Raw genomic sequence first — 16196 nt, 5'->3', positions numbered from 1 at the left:
ACACTAACTACGTAGGAATCGCCATGCCTGTTACCCCTAATGATCGCCCGTTGAACGTTGTTCGCGATGAAGTGATTGATCAACTCATCATGAATTACAGCCATAATGAATTGTCTTCGCAAGCGTTTGAAAGACGGTTAGATATTGCTATGGAGGCAAACTCAGGAGAAGCGCTAATGGCGCTGGTGGAAGATTTACCCCTCACCACCAATGACGCTTATCAGCAGCAGAAGCAACAGCTCGACTCAGCAGAGACCGCTGTAGAGGCTGAAGAAGTTGATAAGGTCTACAACATCCTCAGCGGCGGCAATCGAGGCGGTGTATTTGCACCCGCTAAACAAATCAAATCCACCAGTATACTGAGTGCGGCTACCATGGATTTTAGCGACGCTCAGTTTCAACACCCGGTGGTGCGCATCGATATTTTTCATTTGCTCACCGGAGACACCATTTACGTTCCGGAAAATGTGAATGTTATTTGCAAAGCGTTTTGCGTCTTTGGATCCATCGACAATAGAGCTGGAGGCAGCGGTAAGCCGGGTCAACCCACTATTATCATTGAAGGCTTTAGTTTGCTCAGTAGCTTAGACATAAAAATAAAGCGCACCATTAAGGAACGCTTTGTTGATTTTGCTGAGGAGCTAAAAAAAATGTTTAGCTAGCTAATCTTCGTGACTGATTTTGATGCCTTTTTCTTTTATACGGTGTTGCCATAGTCGTCTGGCAAGCCGCTGCATGTCGGTCACGGGATCGTTGCTGTCTACTATCTCCAATCCAAGCATGGATTCTATGATGTCTTCTTGGGTCACCAGTCCTTGAATATCGCCGTATTCATCCACAACCATGGCTATTTGACTGTGGCGCTTGATTAACAGCTCAAAGACATCCAGAATTTTTGCGGTCTCCGGTATCACGGTGATGGTTTTCTTCAATGATGCCAAGGGTTGTGTGGGACCGGATTTCTCAGCTAAAAGAAGGTCGTTGCGCATCACATAGCCGGTAACGTTATCCGGGTTCCCTTCAAACACAGGTATTCGGCTGAACGGTGAGTTATTGTGGTGGCGATGGTAGTCCTGCAAACTGGTGTCTTGATTCATTGAAAACATGACGGTTCTTGGCGTCATCACTGCGGTGACGGCCATTTCTCGGGCATTCAGCATTTTCTTGAGAAACTTAGATTCTGACTCATCCAATTCACCTTGTTCACGACCGATGTCAGCCATGGCCGACATTTCTTGACGGACGTAGTGCCCTGGTTCAGCACGGCCAAGTACCTTACTCAGTTGCAGTGAAACCCAAACCAATGGTGCCATGAGCTTGCCAAGCCATAGCAGCATCAAAGAGACGCTGGGTGCCAATTGTCGCCAATAATTTGCTCCGAGGGTCTTTGGAATAATTTCTGATAAAAACAAAATCAATAGCGTCAGAATTGCTGAGAATATCCCCAGCATATGGTCACCAAACACTTTAGAGGCTTGAGCGCCCGCTCCGGCGGCACCCGCGGTATGGGCTACGGTGTTTAACGTTAGTATGGCGGCCAGAGGCGCTTCGACATTATCTTTTTGGTTCGCCAAACGATTGGCTGCAGCGGGTGAGGTTTGCTTGAGATTGGCCACATAGCTTGGCGTAACCGATAAAAGTACTGCTTCCATAATGCTGCACATGAACGAAACGCCGATGGCAATAAGTACATAAACAGTTAGAAGAATCATTGAATATTTGGCTTATAGTAAAGTTTATTAGGAACTCATCATACTGTGATACTGGTCATTCACCAACGTAATTTAGCTGATGAATCGATCACAAAATGGTGCAGGATAAATTGCCATAATTGTGTCTAGGGTCACACATGTACCTCTATAGAGGTATTTTAACTGTGATCTTGGTCTCGTTACCGCAAACGGTAGTTTTTATTTTTTTGGTGTCTATCACGCTGTTTGTATTGGCTTTTTTGAAGGTATCTATTACCAAAGTAATATCTTTGTTGGCAGCCATCACAGATCAAATGAACGAACAAAAATTTGAAGATCTGCTCTGGTATAAAAGATGTATCCCATTAGTGTAACTTTGCGTAGGAAAGTTCCCATGAAAATAAAAAAAATCGCCATTGCCGCAGCCATTGCATCAGCAATCACGGGCATGCATGCAATCGCAGCAGACAAAACCGATCTATATAACAGCGACAACTGGAAAGGACAATTCCCTGACCAATACCAAACCTGGGCCAGCACCGAGCAGAACAACCCTGCTAACGGTCTTCCTGAAGACTATCTAGTTGTTAACCCTAACCTAGTCATTGCTTGGGCAGGTTACGGCTTCGCTAAAGACTATAACCGTGCACGCGGCCATCATTTTGCAGTAACCGACGTGATTCAGTCGCTGCGTACCGGTGGTCCAATGGGCGATACCGATGGCCCAATGGCCGCTTCTTGCTGGTCATGTAAAACGCCAGACGTTGCTCGCATGTACGATGAAGTAGGCGAAGGTACCTTTGCCAACAACAAATTCGGTAAATGGGGCAGCGAAATGGCCAACACCATTGGCTGTGCTGACTGTCACGAATTAGGTAAAGACGACATTCGTTTGTCACGTCCGTATGCGGCTCGTGCAATGAATGCGATTGACCGCCCATTCGAGAAGCAAAATCACGCTGAACAAGGTAACCAAGTGTGCGCACAGTGCCACGTAGAATACTACTTTGACGGCAAGGACGATAAAAAAGTTAAGTACCCTTGGGACCAATGGAAACCAGGTGTTGAGACCCAGTACATTGGCAAAAATGGTGCGAAAACTGACCTTTATAAAGGCTACGCATCCGAAGCAGGTCTTGCTTACTATGACCTAATCGGTTTTAACGACTGGACCAACGCCATTTCTGGCGCGCCTATGCTGAAAACTCAGCACCCAGAGTATGAAAACCTTGCTGACCGTCGCAACCACGAAACCGTGGATATGGACGAATACAACCACGAAACCTTTACCTGTATTACCTGTCACACGCCTAAGCAAAAGAACAGCAAAGGCCAAGAGTACACTGACCACAACGTACGTTTCGACTTTGCTAAGTTGCCAGAAGATTGTTCAGGTTGTCACGATTCAGGCGACATTGATGACATCTTGAAGGCTCGTAAAGCTGAGATCGATGAAATGCGCTTTGGTAAAGACGGTGTAGACGGTCGTTTGACTCAAATTCACTTCTGGACTCAAGCTATTTGGAAGTCTAAAGGCGTGTTGGGTCTAGAGTCTGGTAAGAGCATCGCAGAAGCGAAGAAAGCTTATGAAGCGGCCTTGCCAAAAGACAAAGACATGCAAGAGCTAACCACTCACATTCGTAATGCTCAATGGTTCTGGGACAGTGCAACCGCTTCACACGGTATCCACGCTCACAACCCTGAAGAAGCGAAACGTCTGTTGACTCGTGCTAAAGATGAGTTGAACTTGGCTGAGAAGAAAGCCGCAAGCTTGCTTAAGAAGCCTGCTAACCTTCCAGTGTATAAGTTAAACGACGAGGCATCTAAAGTCGCTGCACAAAAAGCGGCCGGTCTAAACTACGATGCAATGGTCAAAGAGAAAAACAAGTTCATTAAAGAGCGCGTTGAAAAAACTTGGCCACACGAGTTGAAAGGCGGTTCGATCCACGACTAGTGGTGATTACTCCATAGCTCTAGTTCATAGAACTTAATCGCAAAGCCAGTCATTTATATGACTGGCTTTTTTGTGATTGCACAGCTGCAAACTGGAAAAATATCGATAAACTCTGTAAAATCTGCCGCCCCACTTTGTCGCGATGGCGAAGTTTGTATCGATTTTTGAGGTTATTCATGTCTGACAAGCGCATTAATTTATTGGATTTAACTCGCCAGGGAATGCGTGATTTGCTGGTTGAAATGGGCGAAAAGCCGTTTCGTGCAGACCAGATTATGAAATGGCTGTATCACTTTGGTGTTGATGACATTGAACAAATGACCAACATCAACAAAAAGCTGCGCGCTAAACTATCCACTCGGTGCGTTATCGAGGCCCCTGAAATCGCCAGCTATCAAGAATCGAATGATGGCACCATAAAATTTGCAATGACGGTGGGAGACCAAGAAGTTGAAACCGTCTACATCCCGGAAGACGATCGGGCGACCTTATGCGTATCAAGCCAAGTTGGCTGCGCGCTGGAGTGCTCATTTTGTTCTACCGCTCAGCAAGGATTTAACCGCAACCTGACGGTATCAGAAATCTCTGGCCAAATCTGGCGTGTTGCACGTTTTCTGGGTGTTGAAAAGGAAACGGGCAAGCGCCCAATCACCAACGTAGTAATGATGGGAATGGGTGAACCGCTGTTGAACATGGCGAATGTGATTCCAGCCATGGAAATCATGCTTGACGATCTTGGCTTTGCGCTATCGAAACGGCGGGTGACTTTATCCACCTCAGGAGTTGTGCCTGCGTTAGATAAACTAGGCGATACCATTGATGTAGCGTTGGCGATAAGCCTGCATGCTCCGGATGACGAATTGCGTGATGTATTGGTACCGATCAATAAGAAGTACAACATAGAAACGCTGTTAGCATCTGTGAGAACCTATCTCAGTAAATCCAACGCTAACCGTCAACGGGTGACGCTTGAATACGTGATGTTGGATCACATCAACGACAGCACAGATCAAGCCCACGCCTTGGCCAAAGTGATGAAGGATACTCCGTGTAAAATTAACCTCATTCCGTTTAACCCATATCCAGGTAGCCCTTACGGTCGTTCATCTAACTCAAGAATCGATCGCTTTTCCAAAGTATTGATGGAATACGGCATTACCGTAATTGTCAGAAAAACACGCGGCGACGACATTGACGCTGCATGCGGTCAATTAGTGGGTGATGTGCGTGATCGCACCAAAAGATTGGTCAAAAAACGCATGCAACAACAGCAAATTTCGGTCACAATGGGCGAATAACAAGTTTAAACGGATATTTTTACCATTTTATGAAGCGTCTTATTGTTGCAATCAGCGCTGCGATACTGGTATCTGGGTGCGTCACCCAGACCCTGTATTCTGGAACCGACCAAGTCGTACAAGAAAAGCAACCTAACCTTCAAGCTGCAGCGGCCGATAGAGTTCGTTTAGGGCTCGCTTATTTGCAGCAAAACGACATGGAAAAAGCAAAATTTAACCTAGATAAAGCACTGGAGTTGGACCCCCGTTCAGCTGAGGTGTATTTAGGGCGAGCCTATTATTTTCAGTCGGTATCCGAACATGAGCTGGCCAAAGATGCTTACCGCAGAGCGCTAAGAATCGAGCCTAACAATGGCGATGTACTCAATAACTTTGGTGTGTATCTGTGTAAACAAGGGGACTACGCTGAGTCAGAGCAAATGATGTTACGAGCCGTGGCCGCTCCGAGATACACCTCAATGGCCAGCACTTATGAGAATTTGGGTCTGTGTACCTTGGAAGCCGGTGAACACCAGCGCGCAGCGGGCTATTTCGAGCAGGCTCTTAATTATTCTCCTCGACGCTCATTGTCATTAATCGAACTGGTGAACATTGCTGTTGTCGAACAAGATTATCCAGGCGCTCAAAAAGCCTTGGAGCGATACCACGACTTGGCCTCTCAAACGCCACAAAGTTTGCTGTTAGGTGTGCAAATCGAGCAACAACTGCGTGACGTTGAAGCGGCCAAGCGATATGGAATTTTGTTGCTGGCTAAGTTCCCTCGATCGCAACAAGCCAAGCAGTACCGAGCAGAATACAACTAATGACCAATCAAGCCACCAATGAACATGAGCCTACGATAGACGAGCAACAAGAATTGCTTCCGTTTAGCGTGGGACAAATGCTGCAAGAAGCTCGCACCGCAGAAGGCATGACTGTGGAGCAAGTAGCGAATCGATTAAAACTGAGAGTCAGTTTAATCAGCGAACTTGAGCAAGACAATTTCGACAACATTCCCAATAACACCTACGTTAAAGGGTATGTAACCAATTACGCACGTGTCGTGGGGTTAAATGTCAGCGACATTCAAGCTGTGTTGCAGCAGCAACTGATTCATACCGACCATGATATGACCAGTTTTTCTCGTAAAACCAGTAAGCAAGCACTGGATAAACGCATTACTCTAGTGTCCTATTTGGTGTTTTTAGTCTTGTTTTGTTTGTTGGTTTTGTGGTGGATTCAGCGCGATGAAACGCCGGTTGGACCTGATTTCTCCCAAGCGCCTCAAGAAGAGTTAGCCGCTCAAGTGGCCGTTAATGACCCGATTGAGCCAATGAATGAGTCAGAGCGTTTATTACAAGAAGCGGCGCAATTAGAATCCTCGCTGACGTCAATTGCTGTCGATGCGCAATCTGATGCCGACGCCAGTATCACCTCTGTTGAGGCCGATAAAGATAACGCCAGCGAGCCTGAAGCGACTGCTGCTATTGAACCTGAATATGCAGTGCTGCTGATTAAGGTCGCTGAAGAGTGCTGGATGCAGGTTAGCGATGCCAGCGGTAGCATGCTGGTAAATGGCCTTAAAAAGAGTGGTTCTCAAATTGAAGTTTCAGTGCAGCCTCCGCTTAACTTTGTTATTGGCGCCCCAAATTCAGTGTCCATTACCTTAAATGGTGAAACGGTCGATTTGTCTCAATACCAAGATAGAGTGGCGCGTTTTACGTACCCATTAGGTGAATCGTAATATGTTTAGTGAAAACCCAATTATTCGTCGCAAGACTAAAAAGATATACGTTGGAGATGTCGCCGTTGGTGGAGATGCGCCTATAACAGTGCAATCAATGACCAACACTCGTACCACTGATGTTGAAGCGACGGTCGCACAAATCAAAGCGCTGGAAAATGTCGGTGCAGACATTGTTCGCGTATCAGTACCGACCATAGATGCCGCCGAAGCCTTTAAGCTCATCAAGCAGCAAGTTAATGTTCCGCTAGTGGCTGATATTCACTTCGATTACCGCATCGCATTACAGGTGGCTCAATACGGCGCCGACTGTCTGCGAATTAATCCAGGAAACATCGGTAACGAAACTCGAATCCAAGCGGTTGTCGATTGTGCTAAAGATAACAACATTCCCATTAGAATTGGTGTTAATGGCGGCTCATTAGAAAAAGACATCATGGATAAATACCATGAGCCGACACCTGAGGCCTTGGTTGAATCAGCCATGCGCCATGTCGACATTCTCGATAAATTTAATTTTGACCAGTTTAAGGTCAGTGTTAAGGCTTCCGATGTTTTTTTAGCGGTTGAATCGTACCGTCAGTTAAGCAAGCAAATTGAACAGCCGCTTCATTTAGGTATTACCGAGGCGGGTGGATTTAGAGCAGGTGCGGTGAAATCCGCCATTGGCTTGGGCATGCTGTTGTCTGAAGGCATCGGCGATACCTTGCGGATCTCGTTAGCTGCTAACCCGGTTGAAGAGATCAAAGTAGGGTTTGATATTTTAAAATCGTTGCGCATTCGCAGCCGTGGCATTAACTTTATTGCCTGCCCATCATGCTCTCGCCAAGAATTCGATGTTATTAATACGGTAAACGCCCTAGAAGAGCGCCTAGAAGATATTATTACCCCCATGGATGTATCTATTATTGGGTGCGTGGTGAACGGTCCAGGGGAAGCTTTGGTATCGGATCTGGGGTTAACCGGTGGAAATCGCAAATCTGGCTATTACCTAGATGGCAGTCGTCAAAAGGAACGCATTGATAACGACGACATTGTGGATCAATTAGAGAAAAAGATCCGAGCGAAAGCGGCGCAGGTTCAACAAACCATAGCGACCTTGAAACCCGAATAACCAAACCGCGACGCCTCGCGTTAACGCCAACGATGGCGGCGAGGCCATCGGTTTTACGTTTATTGGTGATGCGCCTATAATAGCGCACCGATTAACTTTGAAAACTATCGACTAGAGATTCTTAAGTGGCCAAACAAATTCAGGCAATTCGTGGTATGAACGACTTGCTGCCTTCACAAACGCCCGCATGGCACAAACTGGAACAAGCCATACGTGAGCTTACCGCAAGCTACGGCTACAGCGAGATTCGAACCCCCATCGTTGAAAGCACCGACTTATTCAAACGTTCCATTGGTGAAGTGACCGACATTGTCGAAAAGGAAATGTACACCTTTGAAGACCGTAACGGCGATAGCTTAACCCTGCGCCCTGAAGGCACTGCATCAACGGTACGAGCCGGTAATCAACATGGCTTGCTTTACAATCAAGAGCAACGATTGTGGTACGTTGGCCCAATGTTCCGCCATGAGCGTCCACAGAAAGGGCGTTATCGTCAATTTCACCAGTTCGGTGTCGAAGTCTATGGTTTGAAAGGACCAGATATTGACGCCGAAGTCTTGATCATGTCGGCGCGCCTATGGAAGTTACTAGGCATTTCCGAGCACGTTACTTTGGAGTTAAATACCCTGGGTGATAGTGAAGAGCGTGGCCGCTATCGCGAGGCGTTGACTGCGTATTTAGAGCAACACAAAGCCATGCTCGATGAAGACAGTCAACGCAGAATGTATTCAAACCCGCTGCGAGTATTAGACAGCAAAAGTCAATCAACCCAAGCCTTGTTAGAGAATGCGCCAGCGCTTGTTGATTATTTTGGAGAAGAAACTCAACAACATTTTCAACGGTTACGTGAACTGTTAGACCAAGCTGGCATCCAATACGTCGTTAACCCAAGATTGGTTCGCGGACTCGATTACTACAATCGAACCGTATTTGAGTGGGTAACCTCCAGCCTTGGTGCTCAAGGTACCGTGCTTGCGGGAGGCCGTTACGATGGCCTTGTAGAACAGCTTGGCGGTAAAGCGACACCGGCAGTCGGTTTTGCATCCGGACTGGAACGTTTGGTGCTATTACTGACGGAATTAGGTAAAGTAGACGATTCGCCTGCAATAGCCGATGTGTATGTGACCGCTATGGGTGACAACGCGGTGTCAGCAGCCATGAAAGTGGCGGAGAATTTGAGGGATCAGCTGCCGCACCTTAGGGTAATGAGCCATTGTGGTGGCGGTAACTTTAAGAAACAAATGAAGCGTGCCGATAAAAGCGGGGCGCAGGTAGCGATAATTATCGGTGACGATGAAGTCAGCGCTAATACGGCGGTAGTTAAACCACTTCGCAGCCAACAACAACAGCAAAGTATCGCTCAAACAGAGCTTGTCGACGCGATACGTACACAAATTGGTTCAGTTTAGACTTAGATATTGAAAGGGGAATTCCAAGTGGAAACCTACAGCACAGAAGAACAACAAGTAGAAGCGATTAAGAAATTTTGGAAAGACTATGGCAGTTCCATGGTTCTTGGGGCCGCTTTAGGTCTGGGTGGTTTGTTTGGTTGGAATTACTACAGCGATTACCAACAACAAAAAGCGGAAACCGCGTCGGCGGCTTATCAGCAAATTGTTACCAGTTCCGCATCGGATGCTGCACTTATTAGCTCAGCAGAAACCTTTGCAGCGGATTATAAAGAGCCTGGATACGATGCCTTGCTGCAGCTTCTTGCTGCTAAAGCTGCGGTTGCAGCCGGTGACTTGGACAAAGCAAAGGCTGCTTTGCAAAAAGTAGTGGACAGTAAACTTGGCGGCGGTCTAGAGCAAGTGGCGACCATTCGTATGGCTCGTATCGACGCTGAGCAAGGTAATTACGAACAAGCGCTGGCGGCACTAAGCCAAGTGTCGCAACCGTCGTTCGTCGGTCAAGTGGCGGAAGTGAAAGGCGATATCCTTGCTCGCCAAGGTAAATTGGAACAAGCTAAAGAAGCTTATCAACAAGCACTGGCTGAAGGCGGTGCTATGAATGGTCCTTCATTGCAGATGAAACTGGACAATCTAAACGTCGCTAGCTAAGGAGCAGCAGATGAAAGTGTGGCGCAGTTCCATAACCAGTGCAATGTTAGCCGTTTTGGCTCTATCCGCGTGCAGCTCTAGCGACGTGGAAGAAGAGCCCATTGCTGAACTTCAAGAATTTGAAGCCAGTGTTCAAGCTGAAATTGTTTGGGATACCAGCATTGGTGATGGTGTAGAGGATTACTATTCTCGATTAAGCCCTACGGTCGGCTATGGCAAAATGTTCGTAGCGGATCGCTACGGTAAGCTCGCCGCAATCGATTTAGAAACTCGTGACGTGGTATGGGAAAAGAACTTCAGTGAGAACTTTCGCGATACTCCACTTTCGAAAAACAAAGGGGCTAAAGTCGCATCGGGTTTGGTTACTGCGCGTAACAAAGTCTTTCTTGGCAGCGAAATTGGCTTTCTAGTCGCGTTTGATCAAGCGACCGGAGAGCGAGTGTGGGCCAGTCGCACCGATGGTGAATTGTTGTCGGCTCCTTTAATTGCTGAAGACTTCATTATTGTCCATACCGGCTCGGGTGCCATTATGGCGTTCGATATCCAAACCGGCGAAGAGCGTTGGAAGCATCAAATGCAATTGCCTACGCTGACCCTTCGTGGCACCAGCTCACCCGCCTTTAATTCCGGCGGTGTGTTTGTTGGCGGCGCTGACGGCAAAGTATCGGTATTGGTGGTGAATAATGGCCAGTTAGCCTGGGAAGTGCCAACGGTTCAGCAAAAAGGCACCAACGAATTGGATCGGGTATCGGACATTGATGTTAAGCCGCTGATTATCGGTGATACCATATACGTGGTGGGCTACAACGGTAACCTATCGGCATTAGAATTGCGCACCGGTCGAGTTAAATGGAGTCGACAATATTCAAGCTTTAACGAGCTGGCGGTTTCCGGTATTAACTTATTAATGGTCGATGATTTTAGCCGAGTTTATTCCGTAGACCGTCGCAATGGCCTAGAATTATGGCGCAACACGGATTTAACCAACCGTAGTTTGACTGCTCCGCAAGTTATTGGTAACTATGTGGTTGCCGGTGATTTCGAAGGCTATTTGCACGTATTCAGTCTTGCCGACGGCAGCATAGTTGGTCGAGTACAGGTTGACAGTTCCGGTTTATATAGCCAACCCCTAATAGTGGATGGCAAAGTATGGGTTCAATCTCGCGATGGCAAAGTCGCCGAAATTGAACTGAAGTAAGTTCTAAATTCACTTTACCAAGCCCTTGGAGAGTGTTTCCGAGGGCTTTTTATTTGAGCGCTTTTAGCCGCCAAGACATAGAGGCAATAACATGATTCCAGTGGTCGCATTGGTAGGTCGTCCAAACGTAGGAAAGTCGACCCTATTCAATCGCTTAACTAAAACCCGAGATGCGCTAGTAGCGGATTTTCCGGGATTGACTCGTGACCGCAAGTATGGACAAGCCGTATTGGATGGCAAAGAGTTCATTTTAATCGATACCGGTGGTATTGACGGCACTGAGGATGGCATCGAAGTGCATATGGCAGAGCAGTCGCTGGCCGCCATTGAAGAAGCGGATGTGGTGCTGTTCCTCACCGATGCACGAGCAGGCTTGACCGTCGCCGACGAAGCCATTGCCCAGCATTTGCGCAGTCGTGAGAAAACCACCTATGTGGTTGCCAATAAATGTGACGGCATCGATGCTGACACCGCAGTAGCGGATTTTTATGCCTTAGGCTTAGGCGAAGTGCATAAAGTGGCTGCGGCTCATGGGCGTGGTGTTAGTCAATTGCTAGAGAAGTCTTTGTCTGAACTGTTAGAAGGGCAACCCGAGGTGGTTGCGGTTGAAGACGTTATGACCGCGTTTCCAACCGAAGCGGATGCCGAGGCGCAAGCAGAGCACCTTGCCAGTTTGCCGATTAAACTGGCGATTATTGGCAAGCCTAACGTGGGTAAGTCAACACTCACAAACCGTATTTTGGGAGAAGATCGGGTGGTGGTTTATGACATGCCGGGAACCACTCGCGACAGTATTTATATTCCTATGAGTCGTGAAGAGCGCGATTACGTGTTGATTGACACTGCAGGTGTGCGTCGTCGCGGCAAGGTGCATGACGTGGTTGAGAAGTTCTCGGTCATTAAAACCTTGAAAGCCATCGAAGATGCCAACGTGGTGCTATTGGTGATTGATGCTCATGAAGGGATTACCGATCAAGATTTGAGCTTACTCGGATTTGCGCTTAATGCCGGACGTGCGCTCGTGATTGCGGTCAACAAATGGGACGGTATGGATGCGGAAGCGAAAGACCGCATTAAAAGCGAATTGGATCGACGCCTAGGCTTTATCGACTTTGCCAAGTTGCATTTCATTTCAGCGTTGCATGGCACGGGTGTTGGTCATTTGTATGAGTCGGTAGAAGAAGCCTATGACTCGTCAACGCGACGGGTGAGTACCGCTATGCTGACTCGGATTTTAAAAATGGCCAGCGAAGATCACCAACCGCCCATGGCTAAAGGTCGTCGTATTAAGCTGAAATACGCCCACGCAGGTGGCTATAATCCGCCGATTGTGGTGATTCACGGCAACTTGGTATCGGCATTGCCGGAGAGCTATCGTCGTTATTTAGTGAACTACTTCCGCCGCAGTTTGAACATTGTGGGCAGTCCGATTCGAATTCAGTTGCAAGAGGGGGCTAACCCTTATGAGGACAAGAAAGAGAAGTTAACGGTTGCTCAGCAGCACAAACGCCGACGGGCACTGCGAGCCGCTAAGAGTGGTAAACGTTAGTCACTTACGAACAACAAAAAGCCAGCGAATCATAACGCTGGCTTTTTTGTGACGAAATCAGTGGCTAGTTTGGCGTGGGTATGGCAACTCGCTTGTGTATGGTGCGCTGATACGTTCTCAAGATAGTGGCAAGGGCATCGTCGTTAACCGGTTTTCCTTCCAAGAAATTGTCGATTTGATCGTAGCTCACTCCAAGGGCAACTTCGTCAGCGAGCAAAGGTTGCCCATCTTCTAGGTCGGCGGTTGGAACTTTTGCAAAAATAGTTTCGCGGGCGCCTAAGTGTTCAGCCAACGCCCGAACTTGCCGTTTGCTAAGGCCAAATAGCGGTGCTAAATCGCAGGCGCCGTCGCCGTACTTAGTGTAAAACCCCATAATATTCTCAGCACTGTGATCAGTACCCGGAACTAAGCCGCGATACAGACCCGCCACCTGGAACTGCGCAGCCATGCGCATTCGAGCTTTGGTATTGCCTTTGGTGAAATCGACGTGCTCAGCAGGCTGAGGCTCCAGTCCAGCGGCATTACACGCTGCTAGTACGCTGTTGTGGATACCATCGGCACCGGCTTGAATGTTGATGGTCAGGGTTACATCCGGTTGGATAAAAGCGAGCGCTCTTTGGGCATCCTGTTCGTCCGCTTGCACACCATAGGGCAGGCGAACCGCAATAAATCGATAGCGTTTCTGGTTAAGGTCTTGGTTGAGTTGCTCCACCGCCAATTGACACAGTCGACCGCAAGTTGACGAATCAACACCGCCACTGATGCCCAAGACTAAGCTGGTGAGCCCAGACTGAATGAGTTGCTGTTTTATAAAGTCGATTCGATGCTGAACTTCAAAGGCTAAATCAATCTCGGGTTTGACTTGCATTTCTTGTTGGATCGATGCGATAAGTTGCTGTTGTGATTGCTGATTGGCCATTAATGTGTGCGGTCCGTTTGCGATTAGTCTTGATAGTTAAAAGTTTCTTTTAAAATACGCTCAAAAGCGGGGCTAGGGCAACTGCGTTTTGCTTTTGAGTCGGATAATTTGGCCACAGGATGGCCATCGGTTTCGATTAATTTCATCACGATAGATGGCACATTACAACAGGGAATATCAGCAGAAAATTTTGAGCCAATGCCTGCGTGGATGGTTATTTGCTGATGAAACGCTTGATAAAGCTTAAGCAGCGACTGATCCAAATCTTGGTCATCGCTAAATAATAGGCATTTACTGCTTGGGTCGATGCCCAGTGACTGGTAATGGTTAATGGCTTTTTGAGCAAACAAGAAGGGGTCGCCGGAGTCTTGGCGCAGTCCGTCGTAAAGTTTGGCGCAAAAGCGGTCAAAATCTTTGAAAAAGGCGTCCATACCTATGGTGTCAGTAAGGGCATAGCCCGGATCTCCTCGATAAACCTCAATCCAATGAGTGAGAGCTTTTCGTTGGAACTGATGCAATACCGCTAATTGTTGATGAGCCATATACCATTCGTGGCCTTGTGTGCCTATGGATGGCAAATTCATTTCACGGGCAATGTGCAAATTGGAGGTACCGCCAAACACACCGTCGGGTAATGCTCGATGAATGTAATCGATCATGTCCCAATGGGTGGCGTAGCTGATACGACGGCGAGTACCGAAATCAAACACCCTCAGCGCGCTGATATCCAAATCCATTTGTTGGGCTTGTTTTAGAAAGTGGTGAATCTTTGCAGCCATGTGTTGCTTTTGTTGGGCGAGATCCGCGGGCTTGGCACAGCACCGATAACGCAATTCACTGACGATGGTTAATACAAACACTTCGTAATGGATAACGTCAAGCCAGGTTCCTCGGGCTTCGATGGTCAGTTGTCCGGTATTATCGCAGCGAACCTTACACAGCGAAGGGTTCAGCCGGTAATGACGTAAATAATCAATAAAAGCGGGTTTGAAAAAGCCGTGTTTGCGATTGGGCTGGCGTCCTAATGACTGTAAATACCAAATTTCCGACTGTTGAAAGCGTAAGTCAGCCAGGGCTTCAATTTCGGTGCGAACGTCGCATACATAAGGACTGAAATCTTCATTGCTACGAACCTGAAATTGCAAAGTTACTTCGGTATCGTTAAACAATTCGAAGATGGCTTGGTGAGTAAACAGTTTATAAAGGTCGGTGTCTAGAAAAGACTGTACGATCCGCCCCGGACGAAACTGGCCACGCATACAGGAACCCCCGCTTAAAACTTGGTGGTGGTGCATAACCAAGTGTAGCAACAATGCAGGGGGAGGCAGCATAATCTCAGAGCATTAGATGGCAGTTGCTGGGCGATAGATACAAAAAAACCTCATCGAATGATGAGGTTTTAAAGGTGGTGCCCGGAGGCGGAATCGAACCACCGACACGAGGATTTTCAATCCTCTGCTCTACCGACTGAGCTATCCGGGCAACGCATTGCGTTAACAACGGGCGCTATTAAACGGGTTTTATTGGCTAAGGTCAACTGTTTTCTTTGTTTTTATCGCAAATGAGCGCCGGTTGCTGATTTTTAAAACAATCCGGCGCAAAACACAGTAAAACGGTCTATGTGCTCGTCTCATTAGAGCTCGAGCGAATGACGAGCTCAGGGGTAAAGCTAAGTGGCGTCGGCGCCGTTTTGGCTTTCCTACTCGCCAATAACAACTCTGCAGCATGCTGAGCAATTCGTTGGTTGGGTTGGTGTGCCGTTGTTAACTTTGGCCAGGTTTGTCTTGAAAACGGGCTGTCTTCAAACCCCGCGATTGCTAATTGGTTAGGAATGTCTACCTGTTGTAGACGGGCCGCAAAAAGTGCACCGGCAGCAATTTCATCATTACAGGCAAAAATTGCGGTGGGAGGATTGGCTTGTTTCAGCAACTCATTGGCTCCCCGAACACCCGAATCGAAATTGTATTCGCCATCGAAAACCAAGGTTTCGTCAATGGGCAATTGATGTTGCTTAAGGGCATCCTTATAGCCTTGTTCACGCTCTAAGGTGGATTTGTGTAGCTTACCACCACTAATAAATCCTATTCGTTGATGTCCTTGCTCTATAAGGTGGTTAGTGATGGTTTCAGCCGCCGATTTATCGTCGACAAACACACAATTAGCCTGACGTCCAGAGCCGGACAAAATGCGGACATAGTGAATGCCTTTATTGTCTAAAGCGCTGATCATGTCTTCGCGCTCAGATAGAGGAGGAGTGAGCACGACCCCTGCTAAGCGGCTTTTTTGGATCCAGCTTAAGGTTTGTGCAACGATATCGTCTTCACTGGACGAACAGGGGCGAATGACCAATTCATAGCCTTGCTTTTGACAAACCGAAAGCAGTCCCATTTGCATATCAATCACGTAATACGCATTAGGGTTGTCATAGATAAAGCCAATGGCAAATGCCGTTGAACTGGCCAGATTTCGAGCGGCTAAGTTTGGTTGATAGTTCAGCTCTTGCACCGCTGCCATCACTTTATCTAATGTCGCCTGTCGCACACCAACTTCTTGATTAATTACTCGAGAAACGGTCTTAATAGAGACTCCGGCCAGTTTTGCGACGTCATTAATAGTGACTTTCATTTGCAGCAATAAATCCTTTTGAGTTGCGAGGAGGTGGCTATTTGTGAATACCAGTATTGCGACTC

At 47.4% G+C, this 16196-nt stretch carries 14 protein-coding genes and 1 tRNA gene; 10 read left to right on the top strand and 5 right to left on the bottom strand.

From position 1 onward, the window contains the following. The first annotated feature begins 23 nt into the window (after positions 1 to 23). Entirely contained in the window at positions 24 to 662 is a 639-nt protein-coding gene (locus tag CLC91_RS08370; RefSeq protein WP_095498477.1) for a hypothetical protein, read from the top strand. On the opposite strand, the gene CLC91_RS08365 is transcribed toward CLC91_RS08370, so the two are convergent. Next, complete coding sequence (locus tag CLC91_RS08365; RefSeq protein ID WP_095498476.1) at positions 663 to 1712, bottom strand: CNNM domain-containing protein; 1050 nt, start codon at positions 1710 to 1712, stop codon at positions 663 to 665. Between the two features lie 373 nt (positions 1713 to 2085). On the opposite strand from CLC91_RS08365, the gene CLC91_RS08355 reads away from it, so the two are divergent. The 9 genes from CLC91_RS08355 (at position 2086) to der (ending at position 12587) form a co-directional block, all read left to right on the top strand. Continuing rightward, entirely contained in the window at positions 2086 to 3645 is a 1560-nt protein-coding gene (locus CLC91_RS08355) for an ammonia-forming cytochrome c nitrite reductase subunit c552 (RefSeq protein WP_095498474.1), read from the top strand. 176 nt (positions 3646 to 3821) lie between these two features. Further along, positions 3822 to 4943: a bifunctional tRNA (adenosine(37)-C2)-methyltransferase TrmG/ribosomal RNA large subunit methyltransferase RlmN gene (locus tag CLC91_RS08350; protein WP_095498473.1), complete on the top strand. Its 1122-nt coding sequence runs from the start codon at positions 3822 to 3824 to the stop codon at positions 4941 to 4943. A gap of 29 nt (positions 4944 to 4972) precedes the next feature. Next, positions 4973 to 5746, top strand: coding sequence for a type IV pilus biogenesis/stability protein PilW (pilW, locus tag CLC91_RS08345; protein WP_095498472.1), 774 nt, complete (start codon positions 4973 to 4975; stop codon positions 5744 to 5746). Beyond that, a complete protein-coding gene (locus CLC91_RS08340; RefSeq protein ID WP_095498471.1) occupies positions 5746 to 6666 on the top strand; it encodes a RodZ domain-containing protein in 921 nt (306 codons plus the stop codon). The genes pilW and CLC91_RS08340 overlap by 1 nt, the downstream gene beginning before the upstream one ends. Before the next feature lies 1 nt (position 6667). Then, positions 6668 to 7780 carry a flavodoxin-dependent (E)-4-hydroxy-3-methylbut-2-enyl-diphosphate synthase gene (ispG, locus tag CLC91_RS08335; RefSeq protein WP_095498470.1) on the top strand — a complete coding sequence of 371 codons (1113 nt, stop codon included), beginning with the start codon at positions 6668 to 6670 and terminating at the stop codon, positions 7778 to 7780. A gap of 125 nt (positions 7781 to 7905) precedes the next feature. Beyond that, positions 7906 to 9189 (top strand): histidine--tRNA ligase, encoded by a 1284-nt coding sequence (hisS, locus tag CLC91_RS08330; protein ID WP_095498469.1) that lies wholly within the window; start codon positions 7906 to 7908, stop codon positions 9187 to 9189. A gap of 27 nt (positions 9190 to 9216) precedes the next feature. Further along, positions 9217 to 9840, top strand: coding sequence for a YfgM family protein (locus CLC91_RS08325; RefSeq protein WP_095498468.1), 624 nt, complete (start codon positions 9217 to 9219; stop codon positions 9838 to 9840). A 10-nt stretch (positions 9841 to 9850) separates the two neighbouring features. Continuing rightward, entirely contained in the window at positions 9851 to 11038 is a 1188-nt protein-coding gene (bamB, locus tag CLC91_RS08320; RefSeq protein WP_095498467.1) for an outer membrane protein assembly factor BamB, read from the top strand. A 91-nt stretch (positions 11039 to 11129) separates the two neighbouring features. Next, a complete protein-coding gene (gene der / locus CLC91_RS08315; RefSeq protein ID WP_095498466.1) occupies positions 11130 to 12587 on the top strand; it encodes a ribosome biogenesis GTPase Der in 1458 nt (485 codons plus the stop codon). A gap of 64 nt (positions 12588 to 12651) precedes the next feature. Here the strand turns inward: der and nadE are convergent, their stop codons facing one another. The 4 genes from nadE to CLC91_RS08295 all read right to left on the bottom strand — a co-directional run bounded on the left by nadE (position 12652) and on the right by CLC91_RS08295 (position 16131). Next, positions 12652 to 13506, bottom strand: a complete 855-nt coding sequence (nadE, locus tag CLC91_RS08310; protein WP_095498465.1) for an ammonia-dependent NAD(+) synthetase — start codon at positions 13504 to 13506, stop codon at positions 12652 to 12654. Between the two features lie 23 nt (positions 13507 to 13529). Then, the gene (pncB, locus tag CLC91_RS08305; RefSeq protein ID WP_158220716.1) at positions 13530 to 14765 is read right to left on the bottom strand and encodes a nicotinate phosphoribosyltransferase; all 1236 of its coding nucleotides are present in this window, start codon (positions 14763 to 14765) and stop codon (positions 13530 to 13532) included. 147 nt (positions 14766 to 14912) lie between these two features. After that, a tRNA-Phe gene (locus CLC91_RS08300) sits at positions 14913 to 14988 on the bottom strand. 135 nt (positions 14989 to 15123) lie between these two features. Then, the gene (locus CLC91_RS08295) at positions 15124 to 16131 is read right to left on the bottom strand and encodes a LacI family DNA-binding transcriptional regulator (RefSeq protein ID WP_095498463.1); all 1008 of its coding nucleotides are present in this window, start codon (positions 16129 to 16131) and stop codon (positions 15124 to 15126) included. Between the last annotated feature and the right edge of the window lie 65 nt (positions 16132 to 16196).

It is taken from the genome of Paraferrimonas haliotis, assembly GCF_002282895.1.
GTDB classification, from domain to species: Bacteria; Pseudomonadota; Gammaproteobacteria; order Enterobacterales; family Shewanellaceae; genus Paraferrimonas; species Paraferrimonas haliotis.
The sequence above is the reverse complement of the archived record's forward strand: the minus strand, read 5'-3'. Positions and strand labels throughout refer to the sequence as shown.

What these genes read in the sequence shown, in the direction of transcription:
- CLC91_RS08370 (WP_095498477.1), top strand. Translation starts at nt 24, where the DNA reads ATGCCTGTTACCCCTAATGATCGCCCGTTGAACGTTGTTCGCGATGAA.
- CLC91_RS08365 (WP_095498476.1), bottom strand. Translation starts at nt 1,712, where the DNA reads ATGATTCTTCTAACTGTTTATGTACTTATTGCCATCGGCGTTTCGTTC.
- CLC91_RS08355 (WP_095498474.1), top strand. Translation starts at nt 2,086, where the DNA reads ATGAAAATAAAAAAAATCGCCATTGCCGCAGCCATTGCATCAGCAATC.
- CLC91_RS08350 (WP_095498473.1), top strand. Translation starts at nt 3,822, where the DNA reads ATGTCTGACAAGCGCATTAATTTATTGGATTTAACTCGCCAGGGAATG.
- pilW (WP_095498472.1), top strand. Translation starts at nt 4,973, where the DNA reads ATGAAGCGTCTTATTGTTGCAATCAGCGCTGCGATACTGGTATCTGGG.
- CLC91_RS08340 (WP_095498471.1), top strand. Translation starts at nt 5,746, where the DNA reads ATGACCAATCAAGCCACCAATGAACATGAGCCTACGATAGACGAGCAA.
- ispG (WP_095498470.1), top strand. Translation starts at nt 6,668, where the DNA reads ATGTTTAGTGAAAACCCAATTATTCGTCGCAAGACTAAAAAGATATAC.
- bamB (WP_095498467.1), top strand. Translation starts at nt 9,851, where the DNA reads ATGAAAGTGTGGCGCAGTTCCATAACCAGTGCAATGTTAGCCGTTTTG.
- der (WP_095498466.1), top strand. Translation starts at nt 11,130, where the DNA reads ATGATTCCAGTGGTCGCATTGGTAGGTCGTCCAAACGTAGGAAAGTCG.
- nadE (WP_095498465.1), bottom strand. Translation starts at nt 13,506, where the DNA reads ATGGCCAATCAGCAATCACAACAGCAACTTATCGCATCGATCCAACAA.
- pncB (WP_158220716.1), bottom strand. Translation starts at nt 14,765, where the DNA reads ATGCGTGGCCAGTTTCGTCCGGGGCGGATCGTACAGTCTTTTCTAGAC.
- CLC91_RS08295 (WP_095498463.1), bottom strand. Translation starts at nt 16,131, where the DNA reads ATGAAAGTCACTATTAATGACGTCGCAAAACTGGCCGGAGTCTCTATT.